Below are 19163 nucleotides of genomic sequence, written 5' to 3'. Positions count from 1 at the left end.
CATGGCTCTGGACGGCCGCATTTTCTGGATCGCGGCCACATTCGAAGGGGAACACCGTGTCTGTGCAGAGCTCCGCGCCATACGACGAGGGCGATTTCACGCTGCGAGACGGCACCAACATCCGTACGCTGCCCAAGGTGTCGCTGCATGACCACCTCGACGGCGGCCTGCGTGCTCAGACGATCATCGAGCTGGCCGACGAGATCGGCCTCGAGCTCCCCGCAACAAACGCACCGGAGCTCTCGAACTGGTTCGCCGACCAGTCCGACTCCGGCTCGCTCGTCGAATACCTGAAGACCTTCGACGTGACCACGGCCGTCATGCAGACCGCGCACGGCCTTCGCCGCGTCGCCCGCGACTTCGTCAACGACCTCGGCGCCGACGGCGTCGTCTACGGCGAAGTCCGCTGGGCTCCCGAACAGCATCTCAAGCGCGGCCTGAGCTTGGACGACGCGGTCAACGCGGTGCAGGCAGGCATCAACGAGGGCATCGACGACGTGCGCTCGCACGGCAAGCGCATCCGCATCGGCCAGCTGGTCAGCGCGATGCGCCACGCGGGCAACGGCCTCGAGATCGCAAAGCTCGCCGTCCGCCACCGCGAACAGGGTGTCGTCGGCTTCGACATCGCCGGCCCTGAAGACGGCTTCCCGCCCACGAACCTGCAGGAGGCCTTCGACTACCTCATGTCGGAGCGCTTCCCCGCGACGGTGCACGCCGGCGAGGCCGCCGGACTCGACTCCATCGAGAGCGCCATCTTCGACGCGCACGCCCTGCGTCTCGGCCACGGTGTGCGCATCGCGGAAGACATCGACCTCGAAGGTGAAGACGAGGACGGCACGTACGTGTCGCTCGGGCGACTCGCGCAGTGGGTGCGCGACCGCCGCATCCCGCTCGAGCTCAGCCCATCCTCGAACCTGCAGACCGGTGCCATCGCCGCGTGGGGTGAGAGCATCGAAGACCACCCCTTCGACCTGCTCTACCAGCTCGGGTTCACGGTGACCGTCAACACCGACAACCGCCTCATGAGCGCGACGAGCATCTCCCGAGAGCTGACGCTGCTCGCAGACACCTTCGACTACGACATCGCAGATCTGGAGACCTTCCAGCTGAACGCCGCAGAAGGCGCCTTCTTGCCGATCGAAGACCGCGAAGAGCTGGCGGAGATCGTGAGCGAAGGGTTCGACGAGGCAGGAGCATGAGCGCGCAGGAGACGCCTGAGCTGCAGTTCGACCCCACCAGTGTGCGGCTCGCAGCACACGCCCTCGACTGGCGCCAGGCCGTCGGCCAGATGGGCGAGCTGCTGGCCGAGCGTGGATTCGCGAAGCGCGGGTACACGAGCAACATGGTGCGTGTCATCGAGCGCTTCGGTCCGTACGTCGTCGTCGGCCCAGGGGTCGCGCTCGTGCACGCGCGACCCGGCGAGGAGACCATCCAGAACGGTCTCGCCGTCATCACCTACCCAGAAGGCGTCGGTTTCGGACATGCGCGCTACGACCCGGTAAGGGTCGTCGTCGGCATGACCGCGACGAGCGCATCCGAGCACCTGCAGCTCATCGCCGCGCTCGCGAAGGTCTTTGACAACGAGGTCGTCCTCGGCGAGCTCGTCGCCGCCGCGTCGCCCGAGTCGCTTGTCGAGCTGCTCAAGCCGCGCCTCGTGGCTGCCGGGCTCGCCATCGCCTGACGCCTGCGCTGCGGGCGCCCGCCGTCCGCTGCGAGGTCCCCGACGTGGACCGTGACCGGTCGCCACCGATCGCCCACCGTCGTGTCCGATTCCCGCGAGTGGACGCGGTCTGAACCTGCCAGACTCATCGCATGGCAAGCACCAACCTGACCGGAGACGACCGGTACCGAGCGATCCTCGCCAAGGACCGCCGCTTCGACGGCCAGTTCATCACGGCCGTCGGCTCGACCGGCATCTACTGCCGACCGAGCTGCCCCGCGCGCACGCCGCACCGGGAGAACGTCACGTTCTACGCGACCAGCGCCGCGGCACACGAGGCCGGCTACCGGGCGTGCAAGCGCTGCCTGCCGGATGCGGCTCCCGGCGACCCCGCCTGGAACCTGCGTGGCGATGTCGCAGCTCGCGCGATGCGCCTCATCGCCGACGGCGTCGTCGAGCGCGAGGGCGTCCCCGGCCTGGCTGCGCGGCTCGGCTACTCCGCTCGCCACCTGGGTCGTGTGCTCGCAGCCGAGCTCGGCGCGGGGCCCTTGTCCCTCGCCCGCGCACAGCGGGCGAGGACCGCGGCGACCCTGCTCGGCGCCACCGACCTCCCCCTCGCCGACGTGGCCTTCGCGGCGGGGTTCGCGAGCGTCCGGCAGTTCAACGAGACCGTGCAGGAGGTCTTCCAGCTGACGCCCACGCAGGTGCGGGACGCCTCACGGGGCCGATCAGCGAGGATGCGAGCAGGCAGCGGCCGTGTCGAGGAGGGCGGCCCGGCTCTCGGTGCCGGTGGGGTCCCGCTGACCCTTGCGCTCGCCTACCGCGAACCGTACGACGCCGCCGGTGTCTTCACCTGGCTGGGGGAGCGCGCCATCGACGGCGTGGAGATCGCGACGGGGCACAGCTACGAGCGCAGTCTCCTGCTGCCAGGCGGACCAGCATGGTTCAGCGTGGATGCGGGGGGCTCGCAGCCCTCGTCGCTCCGCCTCCGGGCTCAGCTGACCGACCTTAGCGACCTGCAGACGCTTGTCACCCGCGTGCGCCGTCTCTTCGACCTGGACGCTGACCCGGCCGCGATCGACGCGGCCCTCTCCGTGCATCCCGGCATCGCGGAGCGCGTGCGCCTGCGCCCCGGCAGGCGCCTTCCCGGAGCGGTGGACCCCGACGAGATGCTGTTCCGCGCGATCATCGGACAGCAGATCACCGTCTCCGCGGCCCGCACAGCGCTCAGCCGCCTGACGGCGCGAGCGGGCGCGGCGCTGGTGCCGGATGGCGACGATCGCCGACCGGACGAGATGGACGCGGCGGGTAGCGCTACCGCCGCCGCCGCGACCGGGCAGGTCCCGGGTCGCCGCGTGACTCGGCTCTTCCCGAGCGCATCCGCCATCGCAGAGCTCGGTGAGGAGTCGTTCGCCGGCCCCCGCGCGCGCTCAGCGACGATCACAAACGTCGCCGAGGCGATCGCCAGCGGACAGCTGCGTCTCTCGCACGGCGACGACGTCGCGGAGCAGCACTCGGCGCTGACCGCGTTCCGGGGCATCGGCGACTGGACAGCCGGCTACGTGAGCATGCGCGTGCTCGGAAACCCGGACGTGCTGCTCACGGGCGACGTCGCCCTGCGCAGCGGAGCAAGAGCCCTCGGCCTCCCATCGGAACCGAAAGACCTCACCGCGGTCGCCGAGCAGTTCAGGCCGTGGCGCAGCTACCTCTCGCTCCACCTCTGGGGAGCGGCACCGCCCAGAGCGCGGGCCGTCGCCAAGAAGACCAACAGGACTGAGACCGCCGAGCAACCGCCCGCGGCTTCCGCCGCCGCACCCCAGACCGCACCTCACAGCACGGAGCAACCAGCATGAGCACACAGGAGAACCCACAAGCGACGGCGGCAGGCCGCACACACGCCAGCGACGTCGCGCCGGCATCCAATGCTGAGCAGCAGGCCGTCATCGAGACGTTCGGCACGCCGGACGGCCCATTCACGATCATCACCCGCGACAGCGACGGCGCGGTCCTCTCGTCCGGGTGGAGCGACGACGAACAGCTCGTCGTGGCCCGCATCACGCCGAAGGCCAGGCCGACGGTCCTCACCCGCGGATGCAGTGCCGCATCCGACGCCGTCCGGGCGTACTACGAGGGGCAGCTCGACGCCATCGATGACGTTCCCGTCGCCCAGTTCGGCGCGGAGTTCCGGATGCAGGGCTGGCGCGGCCTGCGGGACATCGTGGCCGGGCATCCGCTCACCTACACGGAGTTCGCGACAGCCCTCGGTCGTCCGACGGCTGTGCGGGCGGCAGCGAGCATCTGCGCCAGCAACGCGCCGGCGCTGTTCGTGCCGTGCCACCGTGTCCTGCGCTCAGACGGCACCCTCGGCGGCTTCGCATGGGGTGTCGACGTGAAGCGCTCGCTGCTGCAGCGCGAACTCGCCCACGCCTCCTGACACGCCGCATCCGTTCGCCTCCCCGGACTCGGGATGGCTTTCGCGCACGCGGATGGGTTGCAACCCATCTGCGCGCGTCAAACCCATCCCGAAACGATGCTATCGGGCCAGGAAGGTCGACTTGGGCCTCGCCCGGAGTTTCGGGATGGCGAAGTCGCTTCGTTGCGGGAAGTTTCCCGCAAGACTGCGAGGTTCCCATCCCGAAGTCTGGGGTTGGTGCTGCGAGCGTGGAGGTGCGTGACCGCACTCTGCTCGGTGCGTATTCGGGATGGCAAAGTCGCTTCGTTGCGGGAAGTTTCCCTCAAGACTGCGAGGTTTCCATCCCGAAGTCTGGGGTTGGTGCTGCGAGCGTGGAGGTGCGTGACCGCACTCTGCTCGGTGCGTATTCGGGATGGGTTTCGCGCACGCGGATGGGTTGCAACCCATCTCGAAGCGTGGAACCCATCCCGAAACGATGCTGTCGGGCGGGCAGGTAGCGCCGGGCCGGGAAGGTCGCCTCGGGTCGGGAAGCTCGCGTCGGGCCACGCCCGCGGTTTCGGGATGGGAACCTCGCTTCGTTGTGGGAAGTTTCCCGTAAGAGTGCGAGGTTCCCATCCCGAAGTGGATGCGAGGCGCGGGATGCGGCCGGAAGGTTCGAGGGTGAGGCACAGCGGCGCAAGAACGACGGGAGCCCCTCGGGATGGAAGGATCTCCAACCCGAGGGGCTCCTGATACGTGCGCTGCGGTGTCTACGCGGTGGTGAGGGTGATTCGCAGGGCTTCCCCGGCGCGAGCTGCCTTCGATTCGGCGTCGGTCGCTCGTTCCGCGGGCGAGCCTTCCTCGCTCGACGCGTCGACGTAGACCTTGATCTTGGGTTCGGTGCCCGACGGGCGCACCATGACGCGGGTGCCGTCGGCGAGCTGGTAGCGGAGCAGGTCGATGGGCACCTCGTCGCCGGACAGGTCGCCGGTCTCGAGCACCTCGACACCGCCGACCTCGCTCGGGGTGTGGCTGCGCAGCACGGCCATGACGCGTGGGATCTCGGTGATGTCGTCGAAGCGCACCGACACCTGTGTCGACACGAACGTGCCGAACCGCTCGGCGAACGCGTCGTCGTGATCGATGAGCGAGCGTCCCTCGGCCTGCAGGCCGATGATGAGCTCGAGGATCGCGACGGACGCCGAGATGCCGTCCTTGTCGTGCACGGTCTCGGGGTTGACGAGGTAGCCGAGGGCCTCCTCGTAGCCGTAGAGGATGTTCGGGGCGCGCGAGATCCACTTGAACCCGGTGGGCGTCTCGGCGTAGTCGAGCCCGTACTCGTGCGCGATGCGCCCGAGCGCCGGGGCGGAGACGACGGAGGTCGCGAGCGTGCCGTGCACGCCGTCCGCCTTCGCCTGCTCGGCGGCGCGCCAGCCGAGGATCTTGCCGATGTCGTTGCCGCCGAATCGGCGCCACCCGGCTGCGTCCTTCACTGCGACCGCAAGACGGTCGGCGTCGGGGTCGTGGGCGATGACGAGGTCGATGCCGGCCGCATCCGCCGTCTCGTAGGCGAGGTCGAGGGCGCCGGGCTCTTCGGGGTTCGGGAAGTCGAGGGTTGGGAAGGCTCCGTCCGGCTCGACCTGCTGCGCGACGACCACCGGTTCGGCGATGCCGAGCTCGGCGATGACGGCGCGGAAGGTCTCCCATCCGACGCCGTGCAGGGGCGTGTAGACGAAGCGGACATCGCTCGGTGTTCCGCGCAGCAGCGCAGCGGTCGCCGACACGTACTCGCTGACGATGGACTCGTCTGCCGTGGCGTAGTCGGTCGAGCGCGGGATCTCGGGCACGGTTGTGCCGGCCGCGACGGCGCCGATGGCCGCGGCGATCTGGGCGTCGACGGGTGCGACGATCTGCGAACCGTCATCGGCGCCGCCGAGGTAGACCTTGTAGCCGTTGTCCCACTTCGGGTTGTGCGAGGCGGTGACCATGACGCCAGCGGATGCGGCGAGGCGGCGGACCGCGAAGGCCAGCACGGGCGTCGGCAGCTGCCTCGGCAGGATCGTCGCGGCCACGCCTGCGGCCTGCATGATCTCGGCGGTGTCCTCGGCGAACCGCTTCGAGTTGTTGCGGGCGTCGTAGCCGATCACGATGGATGGCGACTCCTCGCGCGCAAGCAGGAAGTCGGCGAAGCCACGCGCGGCCTGGGCGACGAGCACCCGGTTCATGCGGTTGGGTCCGGCTCCGAGCCTGCCGCGGAGACCTGCGGTCCCGAAGGCCAGACGTGCCGAGAACCGGTCGTGCAGGTCGCGCCAGGCGATCGCGCGCTCGCTCGTGTCGGTGTCTTCGATGGCGGTGAGCTCGGGCGAGACGTCGCCTGCGGCGTCGAGCAGCTGCTGCAGCTCGGCGCGCGTGACCTCGTCGGGGTCCTGGTCGCGCCACGCGATCGCGTTGTGTCGCAGGGCGACCTGGAGTTGGCGTGCGAGGCCGCTCATCAGAGCTTCACCACGATCTGCGACAGCAGCTCGGCGAGGTCGGCTTCTGCCGCCTTGCCCGCCTCGAGCACCTCGGTGTGGCTGAGTGGGTTCGGCGAGACGCCGGCGGCGGGGTTCGTGATGAGCGACATGCCGAGGACCTCCATACCCGCCTCGCGTGCGGCGATCGCCTCGAGCGCGGTCGACATGCCGACGATGTCGCCGCCGATCGTGCGCGCCATCTTCACTTCGGCGGGTGTCTCGTAGTGCGGGCCGCGGAACTGCACGTAGACGCCCTCATCGAGTTCGCGCACCGTGAGCGCCAGCTCGCGGAGGCGTGCGGAGTACAGGTCGGTGAGGTCGATGAAGGTCGCGCCCTCGAGGGGGGAGTCGGCCGTGAGGTTGATGTGGTCCGAGATCAGCACCGGCGTGCCGGGGCCCCACTCGGGCCGCACCCCGCCTGCGCCGTTCGTGAGGATCATGACGGAGGCGCCGGTGGCGGCGGCGGTCCGCACGGAGTGCACGACCCGGCGCACTCCCTTGCCTTCGTAGTAGTGGGTGCGCGCGGCGATGACCAGCGCGTGCTTGCCATTCGCGAGGCGGATGGAGCGGAGGGTCCCGGAGTGACCGGGGATGTCGGACTTCGCGAACCCGGGCACCTCGTCGGCCGGGATGGTCGCGATCGTCTCACCGAGCAGGTCGGCGGTCTGGCCCCATCCGCTGCCGAGCGTGAGCGCGATGTCGTGGCGTTCGACACCCGTCTTCTCGGCGATGACCGCGGCAGCTGCCTGCGCGAACTCGAAGGGTGAGGTGGCTGGGTCGTCGATCGAGGCTGCTTCGTGCGTAGACATGCTCACCAGCGTAGCGACCGTGGCGCGGCGAACGGGGAGCAAGGGCTGATGAACTCCGCGCGTGCCCGGAAACGGCTTGGATACCGGCCCGGTTTGGCGGGTTCATGCGGGAGGAGCAGAATGGGCTCATGGCCACGCCTTTTGATCGCAAGCATCGCATCGTCGTCGTCGGCGGGGGGCCAGGCGGGTACGAAGCCGCACTGTCGGCCGCCCGCCTCGGCGCGGAAGTCACTCTCGTCGAGCGCGTCGGCGTCGGCGGCTCCGCAGTCCTCACCGACGTCGTTCCGTCGAAGACCCTCATCGCGAGTGCGGAGGCTGCGACGGCGATCCGCGAGTCCGGCGAGCTGGGCGTGCAGTTCTTCGCGAAGGGTGACAGCGGCAAGCCGCTGAAGCCGGAGGTGGCGGTGAACCTCTCGAAGCTCAACAAGCGTCTGCTGCGTCTCGCTCAGAACCAGTCGGATGACATGCAGCGCACCCTCGAGGCGGCGGGCGTCAACGTCATCCAGGGCGAGGGCAAGCTCGACGGCAACTCGGCGGTCACGGTGGGCACGGGCTCCGGTGGGCAGGACTTCGATCGCATCGAGTTCGACTCTGCCGTCATCTCGGTGGGTGCTCGCCCGCGCACCCTCGACTCGTGCAAGCCGGACGGCGAGCGCATCCTCACCTGGACCCAGCTGTACAACCTCAAGGAGATGCCGAGCCATCTCATCGTCGTCGGATCCGGCGTCACGGGGGCCGAGTTCGCCTCTGCCTACTCGGCGTTGGGCGCGAAGGTCACGCTCGTCTCGAGCCGCGACCGCGTGCTTCCCAACGAGGACGCGGATGCGGCTGACGTGATCGAGGACGTCTTCAAGCGGGGCGGCATGACAGTTCTGTCCAAGTCCCGCGCGGCGACCGTCGTCCGCGACGGCGACGAGGTCGTGGCGACGCTCGACGACGGGCGAGAGGTGCGCGGCTCGCACTGCCTCATCGCGGTCGGCTCCATCCCGAACACTTCGGGCATCGGCCTGGAAGGCGCCGGCGTCGAGGTCACGCCCTCCGGCCACATCCGCGTCAACCGCGTCGCCCGCACCTCTGTGCCGAACATCTACGCGGCGGGCGACTGCACGGAGTTCTTCCCGCTCGCGTCCGTCGCGTCCACGCAGGGGCGCACGGCGGTCTTCCACGCGCTGGGTGACGAGGTGCGTCCCATCAACCTCCGCAACGTGGCGTCGAACATCTTCACGTACCCGGAGATCGCGACCGTCGGCTGGCAGCAGCGCTCGATCGAGGACGGCACCCGGGAGGGGCGCGTCTACAAGCTGCCCCTGAGCGAGAACCCGCGTGCCAAGATGCAGGGTGTTCGCGACGGCTTCGTGAAGCTCATCGCGGGCAACGATCTCGGCACGGTCATCGGCGGCGTCATCGTCGCGCCGCGCGCCTCAGAGCTCGTGCTGCCACTGTCGATCGCGATCGAGCAGCGCCTCACGGTCGACCAGGTTGCGCGCGCGTGGGCCGTCTACCCGTCGCTCGCGAGCAGCATCTCGGATGCGGCGCACGCCATGCACGTGCCCTACTCGGAGCAGACGAAGAGCTAGGCGGCCTCTGCGGGCGCTCGCTGCTAATCCGCATTCTCCTTTTCGCCCGCCGCCAGCGTTTTGGCGGGGAGTCCCGTCAAGCGCAGGTATCGTGCCGATTGGCTGCGCGTTGTGCGTGGTTCCGCGTCTTCCTGCTTCTGGCGGGTGCGTGGCTGGGGGAATCCACGATTGGGGAGCGATGATCGATGTCGAGCAAGTGAATGGAGTCTGGGCGTTCGACCCGGAGCACACTCGTATCGGGTTCTCGGCGCGTCACGCCATGATCACGACGGTGCGAGGGGCGTTCAATGACGTCGAGGGCGAGCTCCTGGTCGACGCCGACGACCCTTCAAGGTCTGAGGCCACGCTGACGGTGAGAGCGTCGAGCGTCGACACCCGGAACGCGAAGCGTGACGAGCATCTGCGCAGCGCGGACTTCTTCGACGTGGATCGCTGGCCGGACATCACGTTCGTCAGCAGGAAGATCGAGGAGATCGACGAGGGCTCGTACGCCGTGACCGGAGATCTCACGATCCGCGACGTCACCCAGGAGGTCATGGTGCCGATCTCGTTGGTCGGGGTCGAGACGGATGCGTTCGGCGTGCTCCGAGCTGGCTTCGAGGGGAGCCGCCGATTGCGGCGGCGCGACTTCGGACTCGAATGGAACATGCCGCTGGACTCCGGCGGGGTGCTGGTGTCGGAGCGCATCACGTTGGAGTTCGAGATATCGGTCACCAAGACCGAGTAGTCGGGCCCGCACGGAGGCCGACGATCCGCAGCATCCCCCTCTGCGGATCGCGGTGCGCTCAGCCGCCGAAGTACTCGTTCCAGATGTCGGTGGCGAGCTTGATGAAGAGCACGCTCACGACGATGAGGAAGACCCAGCGGATGAGCTTGCTGCCGCCGCGGATGGCGGTGCGCGCGCCGATGTAGCCGCCGGCGACGTTCGAGACTGCCAGGATGGCACCGAGGCCCCACAGCACGTACCCCTGTGGCGCGAAGAAGAGCAGCGCGCCGAGGTTGGTGCCGAGGTTCACGATCTTCGCCTTCGCGCTGGCCTGCAGGAACGAGTAGCCGAGCAGCGACACGAGGGCGATGACGAGGAACGAGCCGGTGCCCGGCCCGAGCACGCCGTCGTAGACGCCGATCGCGAAGCCGATGAGGCCCGCGACGACGTGGTGCTTGCGGCCCTCGTACTTGAGCTTGTCGAGCTGCCCGACGCTCGGCTTGAAGGCCGTGAAGATGCCGATGCCGAGGATCGCGACGGCGATGATCGGCTTGAACGCGGCGGCCGGGATGCTGGACGCGAGGATCGCGCCGCCGTACGCGCCGAAGAGCGCGATCGCCGCCATGGGCAGCGCCGTGCGGAGGTCGGGCTTCACGCGCCGGAAGTAGGTGATGGAGCTGGTCGTGGTGCCGGCGATGCTGCCGAGCTTGTTCGTCGCGAGCGCCTGCACGGGCGTGACGCCGGGCAGGGTGAGGAGCATCGTGAGCTGGATGAGCCCGCCGCCCCCGACCACCGCATCCACCCAGCCGGCCGCGAAGCCGCCGGCGATGACGAGCGCCAGCAGCCACCCGTTGAACCCCTCGAGCCCCGTCAACGACTCGAGCCAGCTCGCGTCGGACGCGGCGAGCGTGACGTCGAGCGGAGGCGAGAGCAGAGCGGGGGTCAGCAGGAAGGCGTCGGGCACCTGTCGAGGCTACTCGGCGTCGGCGAGCTCGAGCAGCTTCGTGCCGCTCGAGACGGTCTCACCCGCCGTGCCGGTGATGGCCGCGACGACGCCGTCGCGCGGAGCCTGGATGGGCTGTTCCATCTTCATGGCCTCGAGCACGACCAGCAGGTCGCCCTTGACGACCTTCTGGCCCTCTGCCACGGCGAACTTCACGATCGTCGCCTGCATGGGGGCGGTGATGTCTCCGCTCGAATGCGTCTCGACGTTGGTGTGCGTGCGACGCTTCGGCGCGTGGCCCGCCATGGTGCGGCCTGCGCCGCCGTGGCCGGCACCCGTCACGGCAAGCAGGCGCTCGGGGAGGGACACCTCGAGGCGCTTGTCGTTGACCTCGACGACGACGTTGCGCCGAGCGATGGGCTCGTTGACGTCACCGGCCTCGCCGCCCCACGGCTCGAGGGTGTTGTTGTACTCGGTCTCGATCCAGCTCGTGTACACGCCGAACTCGCCGTTCTCGGCCGTGAACGCGGGGTCGCGCACCACGGAGCGGTGGAACGGGAGCACCGTCGGCATACCGTTGAGCTCGAAGTCCTCGAGAGCGCGGCGTGAGCGCTCGAGCGCTTCCTCGCGGGTGGCGCCCGTGACGATGAGCTTCGCGAGCAGCGAGTCGAAGGCGCCGGAGACGATGTCGCCCTCGCGGACACCCGAGTCCACGCGAACGCCGGGGCCGCCAGGCACACGGAAGGTCGTGATGGTTCCGGGAGCGGGGAAGAAGCCGCGGCCCGGGTCCTCGCCGTTGATGCGGAACTCGAAGGAGTGGCCGCTCACCTGGGGGTCGTCGTAGCCGAGGGCCTCGCCCTGCGCGATGCGGAACTGCTCGCGCACGAGGTCGATGCCCGTGACCTCTTCGGAGACGGGGTGCTCGACTTGGAGGCGCGTGTTGACCTCGAGGAACGCGACGGTGCCGTCGGCGGCGAGGAGGAACTCGCAGGTGCCCGCGCCGACGTAGCCGACCTCCTTGAGGATGGCTTTCGAGGCGCGACGCATCTCAGCTTCCTGCTCGGCCGTGATGAAGGGTGCGGGGGCCTCTTCGACGAGCTTCTGGTGGCGGCGCTGCAGCGAGCAGTCACGGGTCGAGACGACGACCACGTTGCCGTGGGCGTCGGCGAGGCACTGCGTCTCGACGTGGCGCGGCTTGTCGAGGTACTTCTCGACGAAGCACTCGCCGCGGCCGAAGGCCGTGATGGCCTCGCGGGTGGCCGATTCGAAGAGCTCGGCGACCTCCTCGCGCTCACGGGCGACCTTGAGTCCGCGTCCGCCGCCGCCGAACGCGGCCTTGATGGCGACGGGCAGACCGTGCGTGTCGATGAAGGCGAGCACCTCGTCCGGACCCTCGACGGGGTTGAGCGTCCCTGGGGCGAGCGGTGCGCCGACCTTCTCGGCGACGTGGCGGGCGGTGACCTTGTCGCCGAGCGCCTCGATGGCCTCCGGGGAGGGGCCGATCCAGGTGAGGCCCTGGCCGATGACGGCGCGAGCGAAGTCGGCGTTCTCGGCCAGGAAGCCGTAGCCGGGGTGCACGGCGTCAGCACCGGAGCGGCGCGCGATGGAGAGGAGCTTGTCGATCACGAGGTACGTCTCGGCGCTGGTCGCGCCGCGCAGCGCGTAGGCCTCGTCGGCGAGGCGAACGTGCGGTGCGTCGCGGTCCTGGTCTGCGTACACGGCGACGGAGGCGATACCCGCGTCTCGAGCAGCTCGTGCGATGCGTACGGCGATTTCGCCACGGTTGGCGGTGAGGAGCTTCGAGATTCGCGACATGGTTCCTAAGCCTATTGAGGTCGGGGCGGCCGGATTTGGCTCGATTCGACAAACTTATCCGGAGAAGGTTGTCAGATGCGCGCGGTTGGAGGTTCTCACCACGCCGAGGTGCTGTCAGTTGGGCGACATTGGCGTCGCAACACATTCCCATGGGGTGGGAAGCCGATTGCAGGTGATGTCACCTCGTGCTTAGCTACAGGGCTGCGGTTTTTTGCCCAGCCAGGCACCTAGCCAGCAATGGTCATTCGTGCCAGGTCCGCTCCGGGCCCGCCCACATTGCCGTCCACTCCGCGTCTTCGGTGACGCGCATCCACCACGTTAGTGGATGCGCCGTCGAAGAGGCCTCGTCGTTCCGGAGAATCGATGCTCGGTAAGCTCCTCGCCCGTTATCTACGGAAGTACTGGCCGCTCCTCGCGGGTGTGCTGGTCTTCCAGTTCCTTCAAGCGCTCGCGTCGCTGTACCTGCCGCGACTCAACGCCGACATCATCGACAAGGGCGTTGCCAACGCCGACACCGACTACATCTGGTCGACCGGCGCCGTCATGCTCGCCATCTCGCTCGGCCAGATCACCTGCTCCATCATCGCGACGGTCTTCGCCGCCCGCGCCGCCATGGCGCTCGGCCGCGACATCCGCGCCGACGTCTTCGCCCGGGTCAGCAGCTTCTCCGAGCGCGAGGTCTCGCGCTTCGGCGCGGGCTCGCTCATCACGCGCAACACGAACGACGTGCAGCAGGTGCAGATGCTCGCCATGATGGGCTCCACCATGCTGGTCTCAGCCCCGATGCTCGCGATCGGCGGCATCATCATGGCCTTGCAGCAGGACGTGGGCCTGTCCTGGATCATCGGCGTCGCGGCACCCGTGCTGCTCCTGCTGGTCGGCATCATCATCAGCCGCATGGTGCCGCTGTTCCGCCAGTTCCAGGTGAAGCTCGACAACATCAACCGCATCCTGCGCGAGCAGCTCACCGGCGTGCGCGTCGTGCGCGCGTTCGTGCGCGAGCCCATCGAGGAGAAGCGCTTCGAGGTCGCGAACAACGACCTCTTCCTGCTCGGCAAGCGCGTCGGCGACCTCTTCGTCACGCTCTTCCCGCTCGCCATGCTCGTCCTGAACATCACCGTGGTCGGCGTCATCTGGTTCGGCGGCATCCAGGTCGACCAGGGCACGGTCGAGATCGGCACGCTGTTCGCGTTCATGGCCTACGTCATGCAGATCCTCATGGGCGTGCTCATGGCCAGCTTCATGACGATCATGATCCCGCGCGCCGCGGTGAGCGCCGACCGCATCTCCGAGGTGCTCGCCACCGAGTCGACGCTCATCATGCCGGCGCACCCGGTGACCGACTTCCCGGAGCCCGGCGTCATCGAGTTCGACGACGTCGAGTTCACGTACCCGGGCGCCGACGAGCCTGTCCTCACCGGTATCTCGTTCCGCGCCGCCCCCGGAGAGACGGTCGCCGTCGTCGGATCGACGGGTGCGGGCAAGACGACGCTCGTGTCGCTCATCCCGCGCCTGTTCGATGCGACGGGTGGCACCGTCAAGGTCAACGGGGTCGACGTGCGCCAGGCGGATGCGGAGCTCCTGTGGGACGGCATCGGCCTGGTCCCGCAGCGCCCGTTCCTCTTCACCGGCACGATCGCCTCCAACCTCCGGTACGGCCGCGAGGCCGCGACGGACGACGACCTCTGGAAGGCGCTCGAGATCGCGCAGGCCACGGCGTTCGTCCAGGAGAAGGACAAGCAGCTCGAGTCGCGCATCGCCCAGGGCGGCACGAACGTCTCTGGCGGGCAGCGCCAGCGACTCGCCATCGCTCGAGCGATCGTGCACGAGCCGCAGGTGTTCGTCTTCGATGACTCCTTCTCGGCGCTCGACCTCACGACCGATGCCAGGCTGCGCCGCGCCCTCTGGGAGCAGCTGCCGGGCGTCACCAAGATCGTGGTCGCCCAGCGCATCTCGACCATCGTCGACGCCGACCGCATCGTGGTCCTCGACGACGGTCACATGGTCGGTCTCGGAACACACGACGAGCTGCTCGAGAGCTGCACGACGTACAAGGAGATCGTGGATTCCCAGCTTGCAGTGGAGGCACAGTCATGAGCCGTGACGCAGAGAACCAGAAGCAGGATGCGAAGGCATCGCGCGGCCGCGGTCGCAAGGCCAAGGAGGTCGTCGAGAAGGTCCTGACGGAGGAGGAGCAGCTCGAACTCGAGCTCGCCGAACAGGCTCGCCAGTCGTCCGGCGACTGGGACAGCGTGGCTCCCGGCAAGGCGAAGAACTTCGGGCAGAGCTTCGGCAGGCTGCTCGGCAGGCTCCGCCCCTACCGCGCGGCACTCATCATCGTGTCGTTCCTCGGCGCGGTCGGCGTCGTGCTCTCGGTCATCGCCCCGCGCGTGCTGGGTGAGGCGACGAACCTCATCTTCGAGGGCGTCGTCTCCAGCCAGCTGCCTTCGGGAGCCTCCAAGGAGCAGGTCGTCGCGGGGCTCCGCGACTCCGGCCAGACGCAGTTCGCCGACATGGTCGCGGCCATGGACATCACCCCGGGCGAGGGTGTGAACTTCGAGCGACTCGGCATGGTGCTGCTCTCCGTGCTCGCGCTGTACGTCTTCTCGGCGCTGCTCATGTGGCTGCAGGGCTACGTCATCAACATCATCATGATGAAGGCGATGTACAAGCTGCGCGAGGACGTCGAGCGCAAGATCAACTCGCTGCCGCTCAGCTACTTCGACCGCGTGCAGCGCGGCGAGCTGCTGAGCCGCGTCACGAACGACATCGACAACATCACCCAGACCATGCAGCAGTCGCTGTCGCAGGTCGTCACGAGCGTGCTCACCGTGGTCGGCGTGCTCGTCATGATGTTCTCCATCTCCTGGCAGCTCGCGCTCGTCGCGCTCGTCACGCTGCCCCTCATGGGGGTCATCTTCGGTGTCATCGGGCCGAAGTCGCAGAGGAACTTCGCCGAGCAGTGGAAGAAGACGGGGCGCCTCAACGCCCGCGTCGAGGAGTCCTTCTCGGGTCACGCACTCGTCCGCGTCTTCGGACGTGAGCAGGATGCGCGTGAGCAGTTCCAGGTCGACAACGAGCAGCTCTTCCAGGCGGCCTTCAAGGCGCAGTTCTGGGCGGGCGTGATGATGCCGGCGATGATGTTCATCGGCAACCTGTCCTACGTGGGCATCGCGGTGCTCGGTGGCCTCATGGTCGCGGGCGGCAACCTCCGCCTCGGCGACGTGCAGGCGTTCATCCAGTACTCGCAGCAGTTCACGCAGCCCCTCGCGGAGCTCGGCGGCATGGCCGCCGTGCTGCAGTCGGGCACGGCCTCGGCCGAGCGCGTGTTCGAGCTCCTCGACGAGGACGAGCAGGAGCCCGACTCGAAGGATGCTCCCAAGCCGGCGAACGGCGCGGGGGAGATCGTCTTCGACGACGTCACCTTCTCGTACACCCCCGAGCAGAAGCTCATCGAGAACCTCAACTTCTCGGTCGAGCCTGGCCAGACGGTCGCGATCGTCGGGCCGACGGGTGCTGGCAAGTCGACGCTCGTGAACCTCATCATGCGGTTCTACGAACTCGACGGCGGGCGCATCCTGCTGGATGGGCAGGACATCGCCGAGCTGCGGCGAGATGACGTCCGCAGCCGCACCGGCATGGTGCTGCAGGACCCGTGGCTGTTCGCCGGGTCGATCCGCGAGAACATCCGCTACGGGCGCCAGGACGCGACCGACGAGGAAGTGCTCGCGGCTGCGACCGCCTGCTACGTCGACCGCTTCGTGCATTCCCTCCCGGAGGGGTACGACACCGTGCTCGACGAGGACGCGTCCAACGTCTCCGCGGGGGAGCGCCAGCTCATCACCATCGCGCGCGCGTTCGTCTCCGACCCGCAGGTCCTCATCCTCGATGAGGCGACGAGCTCGGTCGACACCCGCACGGAGCTGCTCCTGCAGCAGGCGATGGCGGCACTCCGCCAGGGGCGCACGAGCTTCGTCATCGCGCACCGTCTCTCCACGATCCGCGACGCCGACCTGATCCTCGTCATGGAGCACGGCTCCATCGTCGAGCAGGGGACGCACGACGAGCTCGTGAAGCAGGGCGGCGCGTACGCGAGGCTCTACAACTCGCAGTTCGAGCAGGCCGTCAGCGACCTGGACGTGGAGGAGCGCACGCTCACCTCGTAGTCCACCACCGTTTCGGGATGGGTTCCGCGCTTCCGGATGGGTTCTTTCCCATCTCGAAGTGCGAAACCCATCCCGAAACTGCGTTCAGGGGTGTCGGGGCGACGGATGCGGCTAGACGAGCATCTCGTAGACGCCGGAGCCGATGAAGACCAGCGCGATCACGACGAGGCCGATCCAGAAGAACTTGCGCGTGCGCGTGACGGGTTTGCTCATGGGGGAAGCCTACGTGCGGGGGAGCGCCCACCGTGCGTGCGGCGGGCACTCCCTGCGGCGGGCCTACGCGGCCGACCAGCCGCCGTCCGAGGGGAGGATGACGCCGTTCACGTTGACGCCGTCGTCGCTCAGCAGGAAGGTGATGGATGCGGCGAGGGCGGTTCCCGTCGTCGGCGTCGGCATGATCGCCATGCCCTGCTGCACGCGCTTCGCGCCGAGCTCGGAGTCGAAGCGCGCTTCGATGTTGGTGGCGACCCCGCCGGGTGCGACGGCGTTGATGCGGAGTCCGCTCGGGCCGTACATGAAGGCGCTCGACTTGGTGAGGCCGGCCACGGCGTGCTTCGACGCCGTGTAGGCGGCGCCAGCAGCCGACCCGCGGAGGGCGGCCTCGGAGGCCACGTTGACGATCGCGCCCTTGCCGACGGCGAGCATCGCCGGGATCACGGCGCGCATGAGCTTCATCGTGCCGGTCACGTTCACGGCGAAGACGCGGTTCCAGATCTCGTCGCTGACCTCGCCGACGGGCGTCATGTTGTCCATGATGCCGGCGATGTTCGCGAGGCCGTCAACCTGCGCACCGGCGGCCTCGACGATCTGGGCGACGCCCGCGTCGTCGGTGATGTCGGCCGTGAGCGTGACGATGTCGGCGCCCTCGTGCTCGGTGACGAGGGTGGCGAGGCGTTCGGCGGAGACGTCGACGGCGATGACCCTCCCGCCTTCGCGGGCGATGCGCGACGCGGTGGCCTTACCGATGCCGGACCCTGCGCCCGTGACGATGATGGTCTTGTCGGCGAATCGTCCGCCGGTCACCGCCTCGACCCAGGCGGCGGCGCGGGGCGCGCGCGGCGCGTCGAGGTCGGCGACCGGGCCGAAGTCGCCGGGGGAGGCGGGGGTGACCTCGCCGCTGTTGACGCGCGCGATCATCGCATCCACCATCTCCTGGGGGAACTTGCCCTGGCTGAGCTCGACGAGTTGCGAGAGGGGCACGCCCGCGACGGGCGCGAGGGAGGAGGCATCCTGCCCGCCCTGAGCGAGGATCTCGCGGATCACCACGCCGCCGGTCGGATCGGTGAGCCATTCGCCGATGGTGTTGTCGGCGGTCAGGGGGTTCGCGCTCGAGGTCATCTGGGTGCCAGCTTTCTGCTCGGTCCGCCGCTCGCCGCTCGCCGGAGCCTCGAGTCAGGCGGTGACAGCGCCGGCTCGAACGAACCGGACAACACTGTCCGGATTATGCTATCCCGGTGTCGACTCCAGCGAAAGCCAATCGAGGACCAAGCGCGGGGCCCGAGAATCGCCGCGCGCTCATCGAGGCCGCGCGAGTCGTCTTCGCCGAGGGGGGAGTGGATGCGCCGCTCAGCGCCGTCGCCAGGCTGGCCGGCGTCGGCCAGGGCAGCCTCTACCGGCACTTCCCCACGCGGGGCGCACTGGCGCTCGCGGTGTTCGGCGATGCCATCGTCGAGCTGGAGGAGCTCATGCAGTCGCCGAGCGCTGGCCTCGCGGACCTCATCGACCTCATCGTCCAGCAGATGCTCGTGTCGGTCGGGCTCATCCAGCTCACCCTGACGGACGTCGGTGACGCGCACGGCTCGACGGTGCGCGACCGCATGCTCGCGGTGCTCGACATCGCCCTCCCACGGGAGCGCTCGGCCGGCCGGGTCGGGGGCGACATCAGCGCGGAGGACGTGCTCCTGCTGCTCTCGATGCTCGCCGGGGTGCTGCCTCGTACGCCGCGCGGGGAGCGTGAGGCTCTGGCTCGCCGATCCCTCGAGCTGTTCTGGCGGTCGCTCGCGCCCTGAGTGAGGTCAGGCGCCGACCGCGCCGGCGCCGTCCGTCGCGTCTGCTCCGTCTGACAGCTGGCGGAGCACGCGGCGGATGCCCTCGAACCCGAGCACGAGGCCCCGCAGCTCCTCGTCGCTCAAGTGAGCGGCGAACTCGTCGGTGTCGGTCCGGAGCCCGAGGAAGCGCTCGTGCAGCCGAATGGCCTTGCGAGTGGGGGTGAGGTGTCGGATGCGCCGGTCGGGCTTGCCTTCGGTGCGGGTCAGGAGGCCGAGCTCGACGAGCTTGTCGATGCTCGCGGAGGCGGTGGGGACGGCGACCCCGAGGTGCTCGGCGGCCTGCGAGATCGTCGTGACGGTGCCGGTCGTGACGAGGAAGACGGTCTTCAGCTGCTGTGCGGTGATGTCGAGCTCGAGGAAGGGGGCCATGTGTCTGGCGGAAAGCCCGCGGGTGAGTTCGGCTCGGACGTCGTTCAGCTGTGTGAGCAGCTCGTCGCGTGAAGCGTCTGCTTGCATGGGAACCTCCTGAGATTGCCAAGCTTCACTCTAATAGTGAGGATGCACCTAAGTATAGTTCGGGGTGCAGGCGCCCGA

At 68.7% G+C, this 19163-nt stretch carries 15 protein-coding genes; 9 read left to right on the top strand and 6 right to left on the bottom strand.

The features are described 5' to 3' along the window. Positions 1-56 precede the first annotated feature (56 nt). The 4 genes from C5B97_RS15110 (at position 57) to C5B97_RS15095 (ending at position 4094) form a co-directional block, all read left to right on the top strand. Positions 57-1199: an adenosine deaminase gene (locus C5B97_RS15110; RefSeq protein WP_258068301.1), complete on the top strand. Its 1143-nt coding sequence runs from the start codon at positions 57-59 to the stop codon at positions 1197-1199. After that, positions 1196-1681 (top strand): PTS sugar transporter subunit IIA, encoded by a 486-nt coding sequence (locus C5B97_RS15105; protein WP_104312836.1) that lies wholly within the window; start codon positions 1196-1198, stop codon positions 1679-1681. Before C5B97_RS15110 ends, C5B97_RS15105 begins: the two co-directional genes overlap by 4 nt. Before the next feature lie 131 nt (positions 1682-1812). Then, positions 1813-3513 carry a DNA-3-methyladenine glycosylase 2 family protein gene (locus C5B97_RS15100; RefSeq protein ID WP_104312835.1) on the top strand — a complete coding sequence of 567 codons (1701 nt, stop codon included), beginning with the start codon at positions 1813-1815 and terminating at the stop codon, positions 3511-3513. Next, positions 3510-4094 carry a methylated-DNA--[protein]-cysteine S-methyltransferase gene (locus tag C5B97_RS15095; protein ID WP_104312834.1) on the top strand — a complete coding sequence of 195 codons (585 nt, stop codon included), beginning with the start codon at positions 3510-3512 and terminating at the stop codon, positions 4092-4094. Before C5B97_RS15100 ends, C5B97_RS15095 begins: the two co-directional genes overlap by 4 nt. A gap of 728 nt (positions 4095-4822) precedes the next feature. On the opposite strand, the gene C5B97_RS15090 is transcribed toward C5B97_RS15095, so the two are convergent. Beyond that, the gene (locus C5B97_RS15090) at positions 4823-6544 is read right to left on the bottom strand and encodes a phospho-sugar mutase (protein ID WP_104312833.1); all 1722 of its coding nucleotides are present in this window, start codon (positions 6542-6544) and stop codon (positions 4823-4825) included. Then, on the bottom strand, positions 6544-7374 hold the full coding sequence (locus C5B97_RS15085) for a purine-nucleoside phosphorylase (protein ID WP_104313025.1): 831 nt from the start codon (positions 7372-7374) through the stop codon (positions 6544-6546). The genes C5B97_RS15090 and C5B97_RS15085 overlap by 1 nt, the downstream gene beginning before the upstream one ends. Positions 7375-7502: 128 nt before the next feature. Between C5B97_RS15085 and C5B97_RS15080 the strand changes: the two genes are divergently transcribed. Further along, entirely contained in the window at positions 7503-8951 is a 1449-nt protein-coding gene (locus C5B97_RS15080; protein WP_104252218.1) for an NAD(P)H-quinone dehydrogenase, read from the top strand. Between the two features lie 178 nt (positions 8952-9129). Then, a complete protein-coding gene (locus C5B97_RS15075) occupies positions 9130-9678 on the top strand; it encodes a YceI family protein (protein WP_104312832.1) in 549 nt (182 codons plus the stop codon). 58 nt (positions 9679-9736) lie between these two features. Here C5B97_RS15075 and C5B97_RS15070 read toward each other — a convergent pair whose 3' ends face one another. Then, positions 9737-10531: a TSUP family transporter gene (locus C5B97_RS15070; RefSeq protein ID WP_104313024.1), complete on the bottom strand. Its 795-nt coding sequence runs from the start codon at positions 10529-10531 to the stop codon at positions 9737-9739. A gap of 99 nt (positions 10532-10630) precedes the next feature. Then, positions 10631-12415: a biotin carboxylase N-terminal domain-containing protein gene (locus tag C5B97_RS15065; protein ID WP_104312831.1), complete on the bottom strand. Its 1785-nt coding sequence runs from the start codon at positions 12413-12415 to the stop codon at positions 10631-10633. Between the two features lie 363 nt (positions 12416-12778). Here C5B97_RS15065 and C5B97_RS15060 point away from each other — a divergent pair, with 363 nt between their 5' ends. Further along, positions 12779-14512 (top strand): ABC transporter ATP-binding protein, encoded by a 1734-nt coding sequence (locus C5B97_RS15060; protein WP_104312830.1) that lies wholly within the window; start codon positions 12779-12781, stop codon positions 14510-14512. Then, positions 14509-16581, top strand: coding sequence for an ABC transporter ATP-binding protein (locus C5B97_RS15055; RefSeq protein ID WP_104312829.1), 2073 nt, complete (start codon positions 14509-14511; stop codon positions 16579-16581). Before C5B97_RS15060 ends, C5B97_RS15055 begins: the two co-directional genes overlap by 4 nt. Before the next feature lie 276 nt (positions 16582-16857). On the opposite strand, the gene C5B97_RS15050 is transcribed toward C5B97_RS15055, so the two are convergent. Further along, positions 16858-17919, bottom strand: a complete 1062-nt coding sequence (locus C5B97_RS15050; protein ID WP_104312828.1) for an SDR family NAD(P)-dependent oxidoreductase — start codon at positions 17917-17919, stop codon at positions 16858-16860. 116 nt (positions 17920-18035) lie between these two features. Here C5B97_RS15050 and C5B97_RS15045 point away from each other — a divergent pair, with 116 nt between their 5' ends. After that, positions 18036-18590: a TetR/AcrR family transcriptional regulator gene (locus C5B97_RS15045; protein WP_258068300.1), complete on the top strand. Its 555-nt coding sequence runs from the start codon at positions 18036-18038 to the stop codon at positions 18588-18590. Positions 18591-18596: 6 nt separating this feature from the next. Here C5B97_RS15045 and C5B97_RS15040 read toward each other — a convergent pair whose 3' ends face one another. Continuing rightward, positions 18597-19085, bottom strand: a complete 489-nt coding sequence (locus C5B97_RS15040) for a MarR family winged helix-turn-helix transcriptional regulator (RefSeq protein ID WP_104312826.1) — start codon at positions 19083-19085, stop codon at positions 18597-18599. Positions 19086-19163 lie beyond the last annotated feature (78 nt).

This window comes from Pseudoclavibacter sp. RFBB5 (genome assembly GCF_002931555.1).
In the GTDB taxonomy this organism is placed as follows: domain Bacteria; phylum Actinomycetota; class Actinomycetes; order Actinomycetales; family Microbacteriaceae; genus Pseudoclavibacter.
The sequence above is the reverse complement of the archived record's forward strand: the minus strand, read 5'-3'. Positions and strand labels throughout refer to the sequence as shown.